General features: G+C 41.5%; 12 protein-coding genes. 1 reads left to right on the top strand and 11 read right to left on the bottom strand.

The window, feature by feature from the left end; translation table 11 throughout:
- Nucleotides 1–28: 28 nt before the first annotated feature.
- The 11 genes from NQ505_RS17735 to NQ505_RS17685 all read right to left on the bottom strand — a co-directional run bounded on the left by NQ505_RS17735 (nt 29) and on the right by NQ505_RS17685 (nt 17081).
- Entirely contained in the window at nt 29–1774 is a 1746-nt protein-coding gene (locus NQ505_RS17735) for a RagB/SusD family nutrient uptake outer membrane protein (protein ID WP_008999583.1), read from the bottom strand.
- A gap of 26 nt (nt 1775–1800) precedes the next feature.
- Nucleotides 1801–5301 carry a TonB-dependent receptor gene (locus tag NQ505_RS17730; RefSeq protein WP_008999582.1) on the bottom strand — a complete coding sequence of 1167 codons (3501 nt, stop codon included), beginning with the start codon at nt 5299–5301 and terminating at the stop codon, nt 1801–1803.
- A gap of 215 nt (nt 5302–5516) precedes the next feature.
- On the bottom strand, nt 5517–6509 hold the full coding sequence (locus NQ505_RS17725; RefSeq protein WP_008999581.1) for a FecR family protein: 993 nt from the start codon (nt 6507–6509) through the stop codon (nt 5517–5519).
- 7 nt (nt 6510–6516) lie between these two features.
- Complete coding sequence (locus NQ505_RS17720; protein ID WP_004310318.1) at nt 6517–7137, bottom strand: RNA polymerase sigma factor; 621 nt, start codon at nt 7135–7137, stop codon at nt 6517–6519.
- A 195-nt stretch (nt 7138–7332) separates the two neighbouring features.
- Nucleotides 7333–9537, bottom strand: coding sequence for an alpha-L-rhamnosidase C-terminal domain-containing protein (locus NQ505_RS17715; RefSeq protein WP_008999578.1), 2205 nt, complete (start codon nt 9535–9537; stop codon nt 7333–7335).
- Nucleotides 9538–9566: 29 nt separating this feature from the next.
- Nucleotides 9567–11426 carry a right-handed parallel beta-helix repeat-containing protein gene (locus tag NQ505_RS17710; protein ID WP_032853589.1) on the bottom strand — a complete coding sequence of 620 codons (1860 nt, stop codon included), beginning with the start codon at nt 11424–11426 and terminating at the stop codon, nt 9567–9569.
- Between the two features lie 28 nt (nt 11427–11454).
- Entirely contained in the window at nt 11455–13551 is a 2097-nt protein-coding gene (locus tag NQ505_RS17705) for a glycoside hydrolase family 127 protein (protein ID WP_259825630.1), read from the bottom strand.
- A gap of 128 nt (nt 13552–13679) precedes the next feature.
- Nucleotides 13680–14429 carry a DUF5131 family protein gene (locus NQ505_RS17700; protein ID WP_008999576.1) on the bottom strand — a complete coding sequence of 250 codons (750 nt, stop codon included), beginning with the start codon at nt 14427–14429 and terminating at the stop codon, nt 13680–13682.
- A gap of 730 nt (nt 14430–15159) precedes the next feature.
- Nucleotides 15160–16098 (bottom strand): N-acetylmuramoyl-L-alanine amidase, encoded by a 939-nt coding sequence (locus NQ505_RS17695; protein ID WP_008999574.1) that lies wholly within the window; start codon nt 16096–16098, stop codon nt 15160–15162.
- Between the two features lie 28 nt (nt 16099–16126).
- Nucleotides 16127–16477 (bottom strand): hypothetical protein, encoded by a 351-nt coding sequence (locus NQ505_RS17690; protein ID WP_008999573.1) that lies wholly within the window; start codon nt 16475–16477, stop codon nt 16127–16129.
- Between the two features lie 85 nt (nt 16478–16562).
- Nucleotides 16563–17081 (bottom strand): HU family DNA-binding protein, encoded by a 519-nt coding sequence (locus tag NQ505_RS17685; protein WP_008999572.1) that lies wholly within the window; start codon nt 17079–17081, stop codon nt 16563–16565.
- Between the two features lie 400 nt (nt 17082–17481).
- Between NQ505_RS17685 and NQ505_RS17680 the strand changes: the two genes are divergently transcribed.
- Nucleotides 17482–18735 (top strand): AAA family ATPase, encoded by a 1254-nt coding sequence (locus NQ505_RS17680; RefSeq protein ID WP_008999571.1) that lies wholly within the window; start codon nt 17482–17484, stop codon nt 18733–18735.

Here is an 18735-nt window from a genome sequence, read left to right as displayed (position 1 = left end):
AATCTATTATTTATATCTTTTATACTTGTTATTCATTCCATCCCGGATTTTGGGTTACAACACCGTCAGATAGTGTTATTTCCTGTCTTGGTACCGGATACAGATAATCACGGTTCTCATTCCATGTACGATCAATCCAGCTGTAACACAGTAAATTACCATAATTACCTTCCGACAATGAGGTGCCGCTTCCATCGGAAGCCAATTTTACATACGTCACATTTCCAACATTGGGTTGCGAAGATGTGGTGTAGAAACAGACATCATTTGTTCCGTCTCCATCAATATCGTACGCTTTGTTGATAGCTGTAGCAGGAAGATAAAACCCTTTAAAGGATTGGGCCATACATTGCCCCTCTTTCCAGCGCATCAAATCATAATAACGGAAGCCTTCCATGACCAACTCTATCGCACGTTCCCGGCGGATTTCCAGAATCACCCCTTTATTATCTCCTGTGACATTCACATAACCGGTTTCCGGAGCACACATATAAGGGTCCGGAGAAAGGTTTGCTGCGTTCATATTCAGTTTTCCCGTGACTCCTGCACGTGTCCGCAATTTATTTACCGTATTGTCGATATCAGTTTGCGTCAGTGTGCCTAATTCTGCCTTTGCTTCGGCATAGTTCAAATAAACTTCTGCCAATCTGAACAGAGGAAGGTCATTGCTTGAATCACCTGTATAGCTCATATTATCATTTGCATATTTCAGCAGGTGGTATCCGGTCATCGTGACATTCATATTTATATTTGAAGTACGGATTGTTTGGGCTAAACGCGGATCACGATTGACTATTTCATCCTTGAATTCCATTGTTGCATAATTGGGCTGGTCGGTGAAACGGTTGCCGTTCTTCATTAAATAATAATTGACCAGTTTTTTCGAAAGTCCGGGGCGGCCTAATGTCGGAGAATTCTCAAAAGCTTGTACTTTATGAACCAGACTCAAATCATTATTATAATCCCTTGCCAATATGATTTCCGCATCAATCGCATTCTCGGATTTAAAGAGATTACGATAGGACTGTGAGCCGGATTGATACAATGAATATCCTCCGGAAGCAGTCATGATTTCATTAGAGGCACTTACACAGTCATTCAAGTATTTCTCATAATCACCCAATCCATGATATTTACGATAAGTACCTTCAAATAATCCTACACGTGACTTTAATGCCTGGGCAGTCCACCAGGTTACACGATAAAGTTCTTTTGTCCGGTTGGTTTCTTTAAAAACCTCTATGGCAAAATTAAGATCTTCCATTATCTTTCCCATCACAAATTCGCGTGAATCCCTGGCTTTGTATAAATCAGCATCATCCGAGCCGAGTACTTTATCGTACCAAGGTACATCTCCAAAACGTTTCACCTTTTCAAAATAAAAATAAGCACGGAAGAAGCGTGCCAGGGCTTCATATTTGTCGCGCACTTTCTGGTCTTTACAGTTTCCCAGATTATCCAATAAAAAATTAATTGATCGCAGTGCACTCCAACTCCATCCTCCACCCGTTTCCGGAATGACACGTTGTCCGCTCACTTCATCGTCCAAAGGTGATACGATCAACACATCAGCATTATCCTTGTAAATATCGCCATCACCCGGGAAGTTATTCGAATAGAATTGATTACTGTATAATCGTAATTGCTCTTCATTCGTAAAATAATCCTTAGTCGTCAAGCGATCTTTCGGATTTATATCCAATATGCTTTCACAAGAAGCAAATAACAACGACAGACCAACAGTCGCCCACAATGTATATTTCATTATTTTCATACTATATTCCTTTATATTCATTATTATCAGAACGTTATATCTACACCAAAAGAGTATGTCTTTGCCCAGGGATAAATATTTGCGTCACTTTTACTTGTTTTCCAGCTGTTACTTGCCGATGCTTGTTCCGGATCAATATAATCGGAATGTAGCTTAGTGAATGTCAGCAAGTTCTCACCACTAAAGTAAACACGTATTTTCTCGAAACCTATTTTAGAAAGCCATTTATCCGGCAATGTGTAACCAATAGAAAGATTCTTCAACCGACAATAAGCCAGATTCTGCAAATATTTAGTATTAACCACTGCCAATTCACGATTACTACCGAGAGCCACATATCCTCTGGGACGTGGGAAATAAGCATTTGTATTTTCTTCACTCCATACCTGGCTCATAAAGTCGGAAGGAATAAAACTAGCGTATGGTCGGGAATAAGGTCCCCAAAACATGGACGTTTCAGCACCAGGATACCAATTTTGTTTGCCAATGCCCTGAAAAAGAACTGAAAAATCAATTCCATACCAATCTGCAGAGATTCCGAAATTATAATTATAGCGCGGCAATGAGTTACCGATCACTTTCATGTCTTTCCGGTCATTAGCCGATGTTGTCTGCTCAATCTTGTTGTTACCATCCAAATCGACAAATTTGAGGTCACCGGCATGAAGTCCATTATCCAAAGCGCTTGCATTAATCATTTGGTTAACGAACGATTGGTCCACTTTATAATTCCTTGCTTCTTCATCCGTTTTAAAATAACCGTCTACTACGTATCCCCATATTTCGCCTAACTGCTGTCCTTCGTAAGGATCAGTCAGCGTCCGGTTGGGATTATCATATTTTGTCACTTTGGAGGTGTTATCTCCGATACCAGCCATTATCCGGTAGTTGAAAGGCTTGCTTGCCAAAGTAAAACTATCTCCCCAAGTAATAGATGCTTCCCACCCTTTCGTACGCAAGTCTGCCACATTCATTCTGGGAGAAGATGCACCATATACGCCAGGCAAAGTCTTTCCTGCCATCAACATATCTTTGGTATCACGAATATATGCATCAAAAGATACATTCAAACGGTTATTAAGAAAACCCAAGTCCAAACCTATATTTTTTGTGATTACAGTTTCCCAGGTCAAATCGGTAGAGTTCGGAGCTGACTCATAGGCATAATCGCCTTTCGTAGTATCTCCGAAAGCATAGTTCATTACCGCTCCGGTATTAATCAGTTGCAGATAGTCATAATAGCCTACTGTTTTCTGATTTCCCAATGATCCGTAAGACAGTCTTAGTTTCAGATTACTTACATAGTTTTTGGCTTGTGTAAAGAAGGCTTCTTCACTGACACGCCATCCGGCAGAGAACGACGGGAAGAAACCGAAACGATGTCCTCGACGAAAACGGGAACTACCGTCATAACGTCCGCTGGCTTCAAATAGATAGCGGTCTTTATATCCGTAATTCAAACGATAGAAAAAACCAAGAATAGCATATTCCTCTTGTCCCCCGGTTATGGATATATCATCACCTTTTGCCAGGTTAAAATCATCGAGAGATTCAGAGAGTAACCCGTTACGTTTCATTCCCAGTTTCTTGAAATACTTATAATCATAGTTACCTCCCACAATGACCTTTACAGAATGTGCATTTGCGAAGGTATTGTCATACGTCCCGTATAAGTTGAAAGTCTGGCGTATCTGGTTGTTTTGTATTTCCGACAAATAATTGCCTCTGGTACGTCCGTTATCCATTGTGATTGTTTCTCCCGGATTTCTGGAGTATAATACATCTACGGAACGATTCAAATTCTGCTGGTTGTAATGCGCCCAGCTGTAGTTTGCACGAACCTCAAAATGTTTGATGGGTTTCAATACGGCCTCGAACGTAGTTACAAACTCATATTCACGATCCCGGTTATGGTGGCCGCCATTCAATAATACGGCACTCACACCATCTGCCACTTCTCCTGTGTCTGTCAGACCTGTTCTGTAAACCAGAGTTCCATCCGGATGCATCGGCACAATACTTGCCAAAGCATGCCGCCCGGCTCTGGTGAAAACGTCATTCACTCCCGATAGTCCCGGATAGGTATATTCAGAATGGTAATAGGAAGTATTGTTACTTAATTCAAACCAGGAAGTGATATTGGCAATGATTTTCGAACGGAACGTATATTTCTTAAAACGGTCCGGATCTATTCTGATAATTCCTTTCTGATTATAGTAGTTGCCTGATAGCATGTACTTCACTTTTTCGGTTCCTCCCGAAACCGTCAAGTTATGCTCCCAAGTAGGGCGGGTATTATCAAACAAACAATTATACCAGTCAAAGTTGCCGTAATATTTATACTCTCCGTTTTTTTCTACCACCCATGGACGGGAAGGATCTTCCACTTTATCATTACGGCGAATCCATAATTCATGGTAATCTTCTTGGGTATAATGTGTATAAGGGACGCCCTGGTATGTTTTGTAGAACATATCATTGATACCGGCCGAATAATAACCACGCGTCTCAAAATCCGTAGAAGTTGTCGTTTCACCAAAACTGAAACGACCGTTATAGCTGACATTGGTCTTTCCTATCTTTCCATTCTTGGTTGTAACCAAAATAACTCCATAAGCAGCACGGGCACCATATACGGCAGCAGCCGAAGCATCCTTTAAAACACTGATGGATTCTACGTCATTGGGGTTTACCTTATTTATATCTCCCTCGATTCCATCAATGATAGTCAGAGGTGCTGCATCTGCACTAATTGAGTTGACACCACGGATATTGAAACTTCCCCCTTGTCCGGGACGTCCCGAACTAAAGTTTACGTTCATATTCGGTACAGAACCTTGCAGAAGCTGTGATAAGTTGGCAGCAGAACGGGTCGTCAGTTCATCACCCGAAACGATAGCAACGGCACCAGTCAGGTTTACTTTCTTTTGCGTACCATATCCCACCACTACCACTTCTTCCAGTGTCTTACTATCTTCGCGGAGAACTACTTGAGACAGATTTCTGCTGGTAGCAGCGTAATTAACTGTAATATATCCGATATATGAGACTGTAATCGTACTGCTTTCGGGAACATTAGCCAAAGTATAACGTCCGTCTACATTCGTTATTGTACCCAAAGAGCTGCCTTGCACCATCACACTGGCGCCAATAATCGGCTCTCCTTTCTCATCGACTACCCGACCGGATATATTTTTTTTGTTCGCATTACTGGTTTGTTGTTCAAAATCCGTAACTTTCTCCTTCAAATAAATTTTTGTTTTTCCGATCTCATAGTTTACGTTAGTACCGAGAAACAAATCATTCAGAACTTTAGATAACTCCTGATTCTTTGCTTCTACCGTCACTATTCGATCCGGATTGACGATCGTACGGCTATAAGCCACCGTAAGACCAGTTTGCTGTGTAATAGCAGAGAATACTTTCTCCAGCTTTACTTGTTTAAGATTTATTGTCACCTTTTGGGCAGAAGCGGACACGCTTATGATTATCCCCAGCAACAATATGAGCAGAACTTTGTGTTTCATACTACTTGCTTTGATTAAAGTTAAACTTAGATTTAAAATCTCATTTATGCTTAGTAGACACACAAGTCAAAAAAGCGGGTGAGAGAAAAAAGAGTTTTTTTGCATAAGCCTAATTTATTTCATAACATTCTTATTCTAAAACAGTAAAGGCTGCGTATATACACAGCCTGTCCTCATTCTATTATCCTATCCAGTATATTTTACTTCTTTCCGTCCTATTTCATTCGGACTGTCACTTCTTTCCGGACTTCATCATATTCAAATTTTACCGGCGCAATCTTTTCCAAATCCTGAAGCACTTTCTCCAGTATCGTATTATCCGAGGTCAACGTATATACATATTTCGATGCTTGCTCATCCTCTATCTTAAAGTTTACATTATACCAGCGGTTCAGAACCTTGACCACTTCTGCCAGAGGAGTATCTTTAAAAGAAATCACATTGTCTTTCCACATTGAGACTTGCTTTGAATGATCGTTCTTGATTATCCGGCACTGGTCACTTTCTTTATTATATATCAGTTTCTCGCCCGGCAGTAACGGGTATTTTTTTGCAGAGGAGAGAGTCAGATTTACATGTCCTTCATCCAGACAGATCACAATGTCTTTATTCTCCGGGTAGGCTTGTACATCAAAAGAAGTACCCAGTACATGAACGGAAGGTCCGTTCAGATTAACAATAAACGGACGTTTTTTATTCTTGGCTACCACGAAATAGGCTTCTCCCACCAGGAAAACTTCCCGCTTACTCAATCCGAACTTTTTAGGATACTTCAACCAGGAATCCGAATTGATATAAACTCGTGTCCCGTCTTGAAACATCATCTGTATCCGCTCTCCTTTGGCAACACGAATTTCCTCATATTCCGTAGTGCCGAATAAATTCACCCGGGAATTGATCTGTATATAAAGACCTATCAGGAAAATAACGGGAATCAAGATTGCAGCCACACGGAAGCAGATACGTTTGATCTGTTTGCGTGATATGTTCTTTTGGATCTGATGGTACATCTTTTCTGAAGGTATAGTATGGTCCACATATATTTCTGCCGTTTCGGCTTTTAAATGTTCTGCCTCCCGAGTCATCACAGCATCCAGGTAAGTGTTCCCTTCTTCTGTGGCAAACCATTCCGCCACAAATTTTGCATCCTCCGGTGTAGCAACTCCGGCAAGCACTTCTTCTATTTGTTTATCAGTGGGTCGATTCATTCTCTTTTTATCTTAAATAGTGGACACTTAAATATGTCATTAGTGTGACAAAAGTAACAATTATTAGCATTTTACTTAAATGAATACGTAGCATTTTCAATGCTTCCGTATAATGCGTTTTGACTGTATTAACAGACAGATTCATCCGTTCGGCTATTTCCTGATTCGTTAGTTCCTCTTTCACTTTCATCAAACAAATACTGCGTTTCTGTGGCGGAAGCATATCTACCGCTTTATAAAAAGAGGCCATCAATTCTTTCTTCTCCAGATTTTCTATCAGATTATCTTCGTAGACAGGCGTCGATTGTGCTATCTCATAGTTCTTGCTGATTGCACTATTCTCATTACGAATCAGATTTAAGACATGATTTTTCGTCATAGTGAACAGATAGTTTTTAAGGCTGATTCCTACATGTAGTTCCGACCTAAATTCCCATAAACGGGCAAAGACATGTTGCACTACATCTTCTGCCATGTCTGCATTCATTAAATAACGGTAAGCTAATACATATAGCAGCTTATGATATCTGTCATAAGCCTGTGTAAAAGCTCCTTTATCTCCTTTTTCTATGAAGGAAAAGAGCTTCTCGTCATCTGTATTAGTGTATTGAGCTGATTTATCTAACATTCCTTGGATTTTGTTTAATTGTTTTTCCAAAAGAACAAAAGACGTATTACAATTAAGTGTCTTTCACAAAACAAAAGTAGTAAAATTTAGAAAAGGTGGCACACATTCCAATAAAAAAAGTCCCTGATTAACAATCTCCACTATAAAAGAGGATCCGTTAATCAAGGACTACTCCACTAACTAATTAACAATGAATTATAAATGATAGGTAACAATTCTTTCTTCGGGTGAATCAATCCGGAGACGCCACACTCCTTCCGATACTTTCTCCGGTATTCCGATATTTGCTTTGGGTGGACGCCGACTATTGATTGTCAAATAGCCTTCCCCTTCTGTAGCTTTCACTTTCATCGTTTTGCCATTCATATAAACATGGATATCGCCATTCGGAGTGGGTACAGTACCCTCCATCCATTTCAGTCCTCCCAATACAGGAGCAATAGCAAACTCCTTATATCCTTCTTTCACAGGTTTCACACCTAAATAATATTTGCCGAGCAGATAGATAGGACTTGCTCCCCAGGCATGACACAGACTCTTGCCATAAGGACGGCCGTACATGGCAAGATGTTGCGTTCCAGTTTCTTCAGGGTTGTATTTTTCCCAGAAAGAGGTAGCACCCTCCTTCAACATGCCGCCCCAGTAAGCTTTCATTTCCTTCATGACAGCCTCCTGTTCACCCAGAGCACAAAGAGCTTCCAATTCATAAAAACGCATATAAGGCGTTGTGATTTTCAGAATGCTGTCATTCAGAAGAACAGAGTTCTTGATGGCTTGCTGCTTATCTGCGTTCAGATACTGGAAGAATACAGAAAACATATTGGCATAACGCGTCACAGCATCACTTTGCTGACCATTCACACGATTATGCACAAATGCCTGTTTCTGATTGTTCCAGAAAGTAGGTTCTAACTTTGCTTTCAGAGCAGCGGCCAGCTTCTCATACTTCTGCTTCCCAATCTCATCCCCAACTAAATCAGCACACAAAGCCATTGTTTCCAGACTTCTGCAAAATAAAACTTGCTCAAAAGAAAGTTCTCCTTTTTTATCCAGATAGCCGTCCGCCCAGTCCACAAATACCCAGTCACCGGTCATACCTTCCACCATGCCATTTTTATTTGTACGTCCCAATACATAATCCATCATCGTTTGCATACGTGGATACAGTTGGTTGACAAAGTGGCGGTCGCCACTATACATATAATAATCATATACGCTAAGGAACCAATAGAAAGTATAGTCCATAATCGTATTGCTATGGCTGGTCACAGGATCTTTGCCACGAAGCAGCCAGATTGTACGTTTCACGGATTCACTATCGAAGAAAAGATAATAATTCATCAGATAACTTTGGATAGCATCCCCACTCCATACCCAGCGGTCGCGTTTGATACCGTCAATAAAGAACTCGCGGGTAGTGAGATGCATGGTATAGGCCCCCACTTCCCAGATACGGTTCAATTCTTCATCATTGCAACGGAAACTTCCACGATACTCTTCAGGAAGATATTCATATTGCATGGATACTTCTCCTATTTGTACACCCGGTTCGTGGGTAACGTAGACATATCGAAAAGCTTTACTATTCTCCAACGTATATTCGTTATCAGAACTATTTAAGGGAGAAGTGCTACGGATGGCGAGGTCAGTCACTTGTCCCGGTTCTAACAACAGTTTGTCCAAAGTTTCACAATATGCTTTATCCTTTGCTTCTTCCGGACTTTCGCCATAATAAATCTCTATTTTTCCTTTTCCGGAAAGATTCTTCAATGTGATGAATCCGAATGTCTCTTTTCCAAAATCATAAAGAATACCTCCTTCAGCCTGTTCTGTCTTCGCAACAGGTTGCTGCGGTTCACGCATCAGACTGAATTGGGAAGGAAGCTGGGTAGCCCCGTCAAAGTTCCAACATCCGGCATCTATATAGATCGTAGCAGATGTACCACTGGCTTTTCCGCTCTCATCAATCCATTCTTTATCTTCGTAAGTCACTCGCCAGGAGGAATCAGAATTCACCGTCTTCCCTTTCACATAAATGGTGGGAGGAGTAGCCTGATTCCAGACTTTGATGTTCAGGTTATGCTTACCGGCAGGAAGAGTCATCGTCTCCGGCATACCGAATTGAAGCTTTCCATCCAGCTTGACATTATACTTTCCTTCCGCAGCAATAAAAATCTCTTCCGGCTCGGAAAGATTCAGTTGCTTGCTGAATTCAACCACTACATAATGACTGTCCGTTTTCCAGAAAGGAGGGAAAAATGCACCCCGTTCCGTACGACGGTTGTTCATTTGATTTCCCAGCCAGATTTCATAATCTCCCGGATACCAAATCCAGGTCTGGGCAAATGTGCTACTTGCCAAAGACAAGGCACCAAGCAATATCATATATTTCTTTTTCATTATTCTTTCTATTATTAACCGACTAATCACTATCGGACATTCAGCAAATCCTTGTATTCTGTTTCCAATCCTGCACGTTCACGAATAGCATCATCCACTTTCGGACCGTTATTCTCCCATACATTTCCGGGGCCATTGGCATTTTGCAGATACTTCTCCCCTTCCGTCCAATTATCACGAACAGTAATAAAAGAAGAACCCTCATCTGTATAAAGGTAGAACCAATGATTAGGATCGTGCACATACCCCGGTTTATAGATACTATGCACACAATTTTCCGTTACATAGCTTTTGGGCTGTGAACCAAGCGTGTAAACACCCGCTACATCATACATGTGTTTCGCATAATGATGAATCAGATTTGCATGAACTCTGTTATTACGCATACAATTCACAGTTTGTGTCCATCCCCAACCAAGACTGATGCCACTATAAGGAACTTCACTAATTTCATTATGCTCGATATTAATATCACTCACATACCCCGCAGCAATGGCGAGACATCCCCAGTCCTCATTACCTACTTCCGTGAAATAGCAATTATTGATTTGTTGGTGTGTACATACTTCCCGGCGGTCAGCAGGATCATAAGGCAAATGCGTTTCGTGAGCAGCCGGAGAAAAACTACCGGCCAGCAAACCATTTCCAGCAATATCGCGAAAGAGACAACCACGAACAATACCACCCTGCACCGCTTCTTCATAATCCAGTCCGGTAGAACCCAGATGTTCAAATCGGCAACGCTCAAAATCAATCTGCCTGGCAGCAGCTACCCGAACAGCAGCCGCAGGACGACCCAACCATCCTTGATTATCCAACGGATGATTCAGATAATCCCGTTGCATCTTTGGATCAATCCGGTACCCATCCGTCAGATACATACCTGCCTGAAGAGGCACATGTCCTTTCTCCGACGGACGCATCCACGTAGTATAAGAAAAAGTAATTTTCTCAAAACGAATATGACACATAGGACGATCCAAAGTACCTTCTACCTGTACTAACGTCTCAATGGCAGGTACCATTACTTCCGCCTCCTGCATCTTCTCTCCTTCCCGTGGATAATAATACACTCTACGGGCATCCATATCGTGATACCATTCGCCCGGTACATCCAATAGTTCACGGGCATTCGTCAGATAAAAAGCAGAATTATGTCCGTCTGTCGTCACCATTGGACGCGGCCAAGGATGTTCAAACTGAATCCGGCTTTCCGGCTGGTGAAAACGTACCGCCGCACTATCTCCCTGCACCTCAATAGAGCGAATCCGAAGATTAGCCACACACCACATCTGATGGATCACCATCTCGGCATATTCAGCCTTCAATTTTCCCTTATTATCAATAAGTCTGCGTACCGCAACCGCAGGAACATAAAGAACTTCATTCTTTTCATCCACGCTGCAAATACGGTTCATCTTTTCGAAATCCTCTACATCACGGGCACGGACAGCCTTTTCTCCATTCACCCACAACTGACGGAAATCCAATGGACGCCCATTAAATGCCGGCACATCTGCCACCCAGAGCTTTCCTTGTTTCTTCCAATTCTTGATACGGACTCCTCCACTCAACACCACCTTTTCATCGGTTGCCGAACGGATCACCGTCGGTGATTCCTTTGTCCCACTATCTTCCGGACGAATAAAAACCGGCTCATACAGAGCGTACGTTCCACCCTCCATATAAATAGTGATTCCTCCCTGTACACGGTCATCTCCCGTCCTCCGCCACTCACGCGCCTGCCGTAAAGCAGCAGTCAGCGTTGCTTTGGGAGACTGGCGGGTTCCATCATTAAAGTCATTACCTTTGGGAGAAACCCATATCTCACCAGACCATAACCAATGACTGCACAAAATACATATAGCCGTTAAAAATAACTTTCTCATCCTCATTTCTTCATTTCTGTATCATGATTTATCTGGCAAGAGGCATCCATACGGTCATCTCTCCTTTTCCTCTATTTCCCCAGGCATAATAAGGGATCAAACGAATATCCACCGTCTTCTCTGCCTGAACCACCGGACGATAAAGTACTCCTTCCCACGAAGTTGCAGATGCCAGACGCGCTTTGCCTTCGAGCGCTACAATCGGACTACCCTCAATCGTGATCTTCTTCGGAGTCAATTTTATATCAGCAGGAATCAATACATTATCAATCTTCTCTCCATTCGCTATATCCATATTTTCCAGACAATAAACCAACGGTCCGCGCTTCACTACCACCTGATTACGAATCTCCTCTGCCAACGGATGAGCTTCGAGCAAACGTACAGGCATATCCATCACTAACTCCACTACATCCCCCTTCTTCCATGCACGATTTACTTCCGCATACGAATTTGCCTTCGCATTGACTTGCAACGGCTGTCCATTCACCGTAAGCGTAGCCTTTTCGCACCATTCAGGAATACGTAAGAAGAGCGAGAAAGTACCCGCCTTACGAGGAACTTTATCCAACGTTACGCGTACATTTCCATCCCAGGGATAATCCGTTTCCTGCGTCAGAGCTACTTCTCCCTTCCCTTTCCAAGTCGTTGTCAATGTATTTGCCCCATACAGATTGCAATAAATCCCTTCCGGACTCAATGTATATGCATAGTTTTGTGCCTGGCACAGTGTACGCAATGTGTTCGGAGGACAGCAGAAACAACTGATATATTCCGTCCGTTCCTTTGGCCAGCGAAGCGTGTAAGGAAGATCGGCACTGATACGAAGCGGATTCGTGTAGAAATACTTCTTTCCATCCAGACTAATACCGCTCAATACACTGTTATAAAGACAAGTCTCCACAAGATCAGCATATTTCGCATCCCCTGTCACCTCCAGCATCCGCCAGTTAAACAGCATATTACCGATATTGGCACACGTTTCATTGTGAGCAGTGCTATTCGGCAACTGATAGGGACGTCCATAACTCTGATGCACTTTCTGAATACTATCCGGTTCATAACACGTTCCATCAGGCGATGTACCATCATAAAGAGCACCGCAAGCACCGGTCACATACATTTTCCGGGTCACGATATCATTCCAGATACTAGTCAGGTTCTTCATTAATTGCTGCTCACCGGTTTCTGCATATACATCCGCTACTCCGGCATACAGATAGTTGGCGCGTACGGCATGTCCCATCGCACGATATTGATCGCGGAAAGGAATACGGTCCTGATTATCGTCCGTACCGTTCTCCACCATACCACGGATATCAATCAGATTCTTTGAAAGTTCCAGATAACGGGGATTTCCGGTAGCCCGGTACATTTCAACTACCCCCATATAATGAGAGGGACAAATAGCATTGCGAGCCAGTTCAGCAGAAGCCGTTTCATAAAAATGACAGAGGAAATCCGTCGCTTTCACAGCAGCATCAAAAAGAGTAGTCTTTCCGGTGGCACGACGATGCACAATACCCGCCATCATCAAATGTCCCAGATTATAAGTCTCAAAGTTCAGCCGATTGGCAAAAGCTCCTTTTTCATCCTCGTCACCTACTTTCGTTCCAATGACCGTTTGTTTATGCTGATCCTCCAATGCATGAGAGTCAATCCCTTTATTCAGTTCTTCGATAACAACAGGCGTATGTATATAACCGTCTGCACGTTGCGCTTTTACGACACAAGTAATAAAGTTATCCATTAACTTGCCCAACTCTGGATCTTTATTAACTGCATAGACAGAAGCCACACCTTCCATCCATTTATACATATCTCCGTCATGAAATGGAGGTCCCCAATGCTCTCCTTTGCATACCCCGGCAGCAATCTCAAAATTATGGAAACCGTGAGAGATCTCCGGCGCGTTCCAAGTGTTCCACATACTCTGCAGGGAAGTCCGGCTAAATACCTGAAAGCGATCTCCCCAGAATCCATCCGTCCAATGTACGGCACCAATTCCGGTATTCGCCATCTTCGCAAAACGGCTCTGACTCATATCCGTCAATCCATTGCTTTGCGCAAGTGCTCCCGTAACGGAGGCGGAAGCTAAAAGAAGTAACAGTTTTATCTGTTTCATTAATATGGATAATTTAAAATTTACACAATATCTTTATAAAAAGACGTGATTATCCGTATTTTGTACTCAATAAAACAAAAAAGCGAAGATTGCCAAGCAACCCTCGCTTTCAGTAAAAAATATCTGAACTAACCTTTTATTTCTTGTTTATCAGGCGTATAATTCAATCCAGCCTTCCTCGCCTGCGAATGTTGAAACTGTCGGGCAATCTTGTATTCATGTCCCTCTTTCAGCAAAAAACTCCCAGTCTGCTTGAACCAAAAGCCGACATTCGCATCTATACATTGCTGCCGGATATCCAGCACCCACTCGTAGTCACACATTCGGGCTTCCTTTCCCGACTCTCCTCCGGCAACCACCTGTTCCACCCAATCCCCTAACTCACCTCTAAAATCAATCCGGCTAAGAAGCGGCTCGCAGATAATAATTTTATGTTTAATAGGAATTTCTCTATAAATAGGTAGACGAAAATCCACCCTATCCTGATTCTCCATTGTGCAGCAGATTGTAACGTTCTCATACCCATCACCCCAATCCGGAGGCAGACACTGTTGTAATCGATCGATTCGTTTGGTGATAAAAAGGAAATGCAAGTCCTGCCGTATCCGTATCATCTCCCATGCTTCGGCACGCCATTCGTCAGCATCTTCTATCAGAAAGTCCGAAGTAAAACAGGTATATACCAGATTGCCCGAAGGTATCTTATACGTACCGTTCTTTTTCCGAAGCAAGGGTAAATCAAACTTCTCCGTCTTTGTCACCACCGAACTGTCTTTTCCATATTTACCATCCGTCCGATACACATAACAATGACGGCAGCCCTCACTCAATTTGTGACAGCCATGCCAAAGATTCCACATTGAAGCTTTTTCACCCATCTTCTTTTTTTCTTCAAAGATATATTTAAACTATTACATAACCATAAAAAGAGTGCACCTTATTCTTCAACAGAATAAAGGTGCACCAAAACACAAACAAAACAAACAATAGAGCGACCTTCACAGGCAGCCGATCCACAAGGGATCTTTATCTTAGTCAGCCCATCTTGATGATGACAGCTTCACTCATAGCGATACTCCTACTGCTGATAACAATGCAGGCAAAAAGTATTCCATGTATTGCCTTACATGAATCCGGTTTTCTATTTCCTCCCAAAATTCTAATTGCTTATAACGGGTAAAGTAGCACCCAAAAATCATAAAAGAATGTTTCTTTTTATCGAGAAGACATTTTGCTAATCGACTATTATATATAATCATTAATCCCTAATATTGTTTGTTAGTTACCTTCTGCAAAGGTCCGTATAATCACAAATACGGCAAATTATATTCATGTCTAAGAGAACAATATCTGTTTACAAACAAGACTAATAGCAAATATTATAAATAGCCTGTTTCGATATATGCAAAATTCAAACTCAAAAGCTACCACTTTTACGTTATTCGCACATTTAGGGCTACACAATTCCAATTATCACAATAAAAAATTTCGCCCTCATTCTCATTGTATATCCCGATGATGAATATGAATATTATTGAACAATCACTCCATTAAGCCCGATATACCTCTACAAAGATAGTATTATTCTATATATTTCTATGCAAATCCTCAAAAAAGAATTCTCCTCTTTTTATAAATAAAGTAAAGTAACATCAATGCCGATATACTAATTATTAGCATCCAACTTATATTTTTCCTATAATATAAGCTATTCTCTTCCTCCTCACAAACCACTTTATGATGATTCGTGTCGATGAAAGATGATATTTGAGTATCTTCTTTCTCATCTATCCTCTCTTTCTTTTCAAAAACCTTATTCACCGTCTTTCTGCTACCTGAAATAAAACAGGTGGAAGAGAAATCCCCTGTCGCAGTATCTTTCCCCAATACTACCAATATTTGTTCGGTAGACTCCTCCATCCGTTCCAGCATCTTCTTTTCCTGATTAACATCATACAAAGCCACATGGGAAGAATGCCCGGAAGAACTTGAATCCATCTGCACCTCACTGCTCCTACTGGTAACTTCCTTCTTACTCCTGCATCCCGACAGCACCCCCGGAAGAACGAGACCCAATAATAAAACAAACAGCAGCTCCCTCCCACTCTTCATAAACTCCCTCACATCAAAACAAGGACACGCTTTCACATATTCATAAGGTTCGATCACCCCGTCTCCATTCAAATCCGGCGAAGTATCCCGGTGTCCCAATACCTGAAGAATAGTATATTGCCGTTGCAAATCCATTATTACTTGATAAATCACCCGTTTTTGAGCATTTGTCCGGGTATCTGCCGGATGTCCGTTCTCATCCAGTCCCCCGATATAACAGATCCCGACACTTCGCTCATTCCAACCTTTACAATGCGCTCCCGCCAAATCAATCTCCCTTCCTTTCTCCAGTCTTCCGTCCAGACGGATAACATAATGATAACCGATACCATTGAACCCACGTTCCCGGTGCCAACGGTCAATATCTGCAGCGGTAAAATCCTGTCCGGCTTTTGTAGCCGAGCAATGCACTATAATAGAATCTATCTTTCTCATGACATTTTATTCTTATCAACTAACCTCATTAATATTCCGAAGGAGGAATGCGCTTCACACACCCTCTGATCTCACACTTTTTCACCTCCGACTCTTTCTGTGCCAACTCTACTTCATGGCATTTATGTATCCAGTCGATCTTCTCTTCCTGCTCCTTGCGAAGCTCGATATAAAGCCCGTCTATTTTCTCGTCCCGCTGTGTCAGGCGATCTTCCAACCAATCCACCTTTTTACGGCGATTTTCTTCTTCCAGACTGCTTACGTCTGCCTCCTCTTTCCGTGCATCCGTTTTCCGGCAAGAGATATATCTCACTATCCATTTCACCGCTTCCAAACCACCCATAGCAGTAATGAAAGCAAGGATTGTAGTTATTTGCATATTGATCTATTTATGTAGTTATAAAGAAAGAATGAGGCCGAAGCCCCATTCCATACAAAGTCGCTAATTCCCGACTTCCCGTTTATCAAGCTGCCGGATCGGGTGCTTCACCACTACCTCCCGTACCTTCATCAGGGTCCGGTGCTTCACCTCCTTCGCCTGAGCCACCATCAATGATACTCGAATCATTGATATGATCCAAATCCTTAAACTTCAATCCATCCGAACGTGTCGAAGTTCCTGCAAAGAGACGAATATCCGAATTCGCACGAAAACAAACCCGCAGACCGCTAATGTCAGATACAGTAAAGTCTTCCGCCTTTTCCGTTCCTTTGCTTTGAGCAGCCAAATAGAAATACCCCAGTCCTGCGATATTTACCGAACGTCCGGAAAGTAATGTCTTACGCAGAAGTGTACGAAAATCTTTCAATACACTAATAGTTTCACCTTCACTTACACCGGAAGCAGAGGATATTTCTTTCGCAAACTCATCCAATGTAGCACTCGTATCGTATTGATAAGAAATTACCGGATACACTTTCTTTCCTGCCTCTTTGTTTGTTGGATCACACAGACGTTGAACCCTTTTAAATCTAATTGCCATAATACTTTTCTTTTTTAAATGAATACTGTTTAATTATTACTTCGCTAACGTTAACGGTACAAAAGTGCGGTATTCTCCAGAAAAGTGAAACGACACAAATTTATAATACTCACAAGATCTTCAAGGACGTTTTACATACCCACAGACAGTTTAGAAAATACAAAAAACGACAAGAAGAGAAATAAAAACCAGAAAAAGGCGACAAGAATGCCAAACAGGGAGAGAAGAATAACTTGGCCTCCAAAAGGTATCTATTATTTCATAGTAGATCAAGAATGGAAAATATTTGAGCTTTTTGCTCAACAAATCGTATTTTTGATCTGTTTTATACTATATTTGTAGTCTATATTGAGATTTAGACTCATATATTCATTGTTGCATAGCTAAAAAACAGATAACCATGTTACTTGAATTTACAGTTAAAAACTATCGCTCATTCCATAAAGAATGTACTTTCTCGCTCGAAGCGCAGAATATTGTGGAAGAACCTAAAACTAATGTTGTTTCGTTGGATGGATACAAAATAGTAAAAACTGCCGCAGTTTATGGTCCCAACTCCAGCGGAAAATCCAATTTGATAAGCGCGTTGGATAATATGAGAAATTGCGTTATCAACTCTGTGCGACTAAACGATAACGAAATGCTTCCGTATGATCCGTTTCTTCTATCAGAGACTTCAGACGACACATACGAGCCGACTCATTATGAAATACTCTTTTTGATGGACGGAATTCGATACAGATATGGGTTCGATTATACCTATACCTCTATTGTTGGCGAATGGCTGTTTACCAAGGTAGGAACAAAAAAAGAAAAGACTCTATTTATCCGTACAGAAGAAGGTATTGGCGTTTCAGAAAAAGACTTTTCCGAGGGCATAGGATATGAATCTAAAACAAATGAAAATCGGCTATTCCTTTCTTTGTGTGCACAATTAGGGGGAACTATTTCTAAGAAAATCATTAATTGGTTCAATAATGGGTACAGAATAATTTCCGGTTTGCAGAGTATAGGTTACAAAACACTTTCAAAACAAATGTTTCATGAAAAGAAAGAGGGCTATCAAGAAGCTCTTGCCTTTTTCAAAACTCTACAATTGGGCTTTGAAGATTTACTTTCAGAAGAAGAAAGCACAACTAAAGTTAGTTTTGTATCAGGAAAAAGCATGGTTCTTGAAAAAAATATAAAACTTAGTACAGTTCACAACAAATATAATGATAAAGGGCAAGTGATTGGTGAAGAGGTATTCAACCTCGAAAACCAGGAATCGGCAGGAACATTAAAGTTAGTAGAGTTATCCGGTCCCATCTTTGAGACTTTACTGAAAGGTTCCATTTTAGTTGTCGATGAATTGGATGCAAAAATGCACCCTCTTATTTCCCAATACATTATCAAGTTATTTAATAATGCGGAGACGAACCCAAAGAATGCTCAACTGATATTCTCCACGCATGACACTCACTTGCTTTCTGCACGTCTGTTGCGTAGAGATCAGATATGGTTCACAGAGAAAGACACTTTGGAGCAAACAGACCTATATTCAATGATGGACATCATTTTGCCTGATGGTTCCAAGCCCCGTAATGACACGAACTATGAGAAAAATTATATCAATGGAAGATATGGGGCGATTCCATTTATTATGAATGATTAG

The organism is Bacteroides sp. D2 (assembly GCF_025147085.1).
In the GTDB taxonomy this organism is placed as follows: domain Bacteria; phylum Bacteroidota; class Bacteroidia; order Bacteroidales; family Bacteroidaceae; genus Bacteroides.
The sequence above is the reverse complement of the archived record's forward strand: the minus strand, read 5'-3'. Positions and strand labels throughout refer to the sequence as shown.

Excerpts from the sequence above, each read along its gene's own strand:
- NQ505_RS17735 (WP_008999583.1), bottom strand. The coding sequence starts at position 1,774 with ATGAAAATAATGAAATATACATTGTGGGCGACTGTTGGTCTGTCGTTG.
- NQ505_RS17680 (WP_008999571.1), top strand. The coding sequence starts at position 17,482 with ATGTTACTTGAATTTACAGTTAAAAACTATCGCTCATTCCATAAAGAA.
- NQ505_RS17710 (WP_032853589.1), bottom strand. The coding sequence starts at position 11,426 with ATGAGAAAGTTATTTTTAACGGCTATATGTATTTTGTGCAGTCATTGG.
- NQ505_RS17700 (WP_008999576.1), bottom strand. The coding sequence starts at position 14,429 with ATGGGTGAAAAAGCTTCAATGTGGAATCTTTGGCATGGCTGTCACAAA.
- NQ505_RS17715 (WP_008999578.1), bottom strand. The coding sequence starts at position 9,537 with ATGAAAAAGAAATATATGATATTGCTTGGTGCCTTGTCTTTGGCAAGT.
- NQ505_RS17720 (WP_004310318.1), bottom strand. The coding sequence starts at position 7,137 with ATGTTAGATAAATCAGCTCAATACACTAATACAGATGACGAGAAGCTC.
- NQ505_RS17705 (WP_259825630.1), bottom strand. The coding sequence starts at position 13,551 with ATGAAACAGATAAAACTGTTACTTCTTTTAGCTTCCGCCTCCGTTACG.
- NQ505_RS17690 (WP_008999573.1), bottom strand. The coding sequence starts at position 16,477 with ATGCAAATAACTACAATCCTTGCTTTCATTACTGCTATGGGTGGTTTG.
- NQ505_RS17725 (WP_008999581.1), bottom strand. The coding sequence starts at position 6,509 with ATGAATCGACCCACTGATAAACAAATAGAAGAAGTGCTTGCCGGAGTT.
- NQ505_RS17730 (WP_008999582.1), bottom strand. The coding sequence starts at position 5,301 with ATGAAACACAAAGTTCTGCTCATATTGTTGCTGGGGATAATCATAAGC.
- NQ505_RS17695 (WP_008999574.1), bottom strand. The coding sequence starts at position 16,098 with ATGAGAAAGATAGATTCTATTATAGTGCATTGCTCGGCTACAAAAGCC.
- NQ505_RS17685 (WP_008999572.1), bottom strand. The coding sequence starts at position 17,081 with ATGGCAATTAGATTTAAAAGGGTTCAACGTCTGTGTGATCCAACAAAC.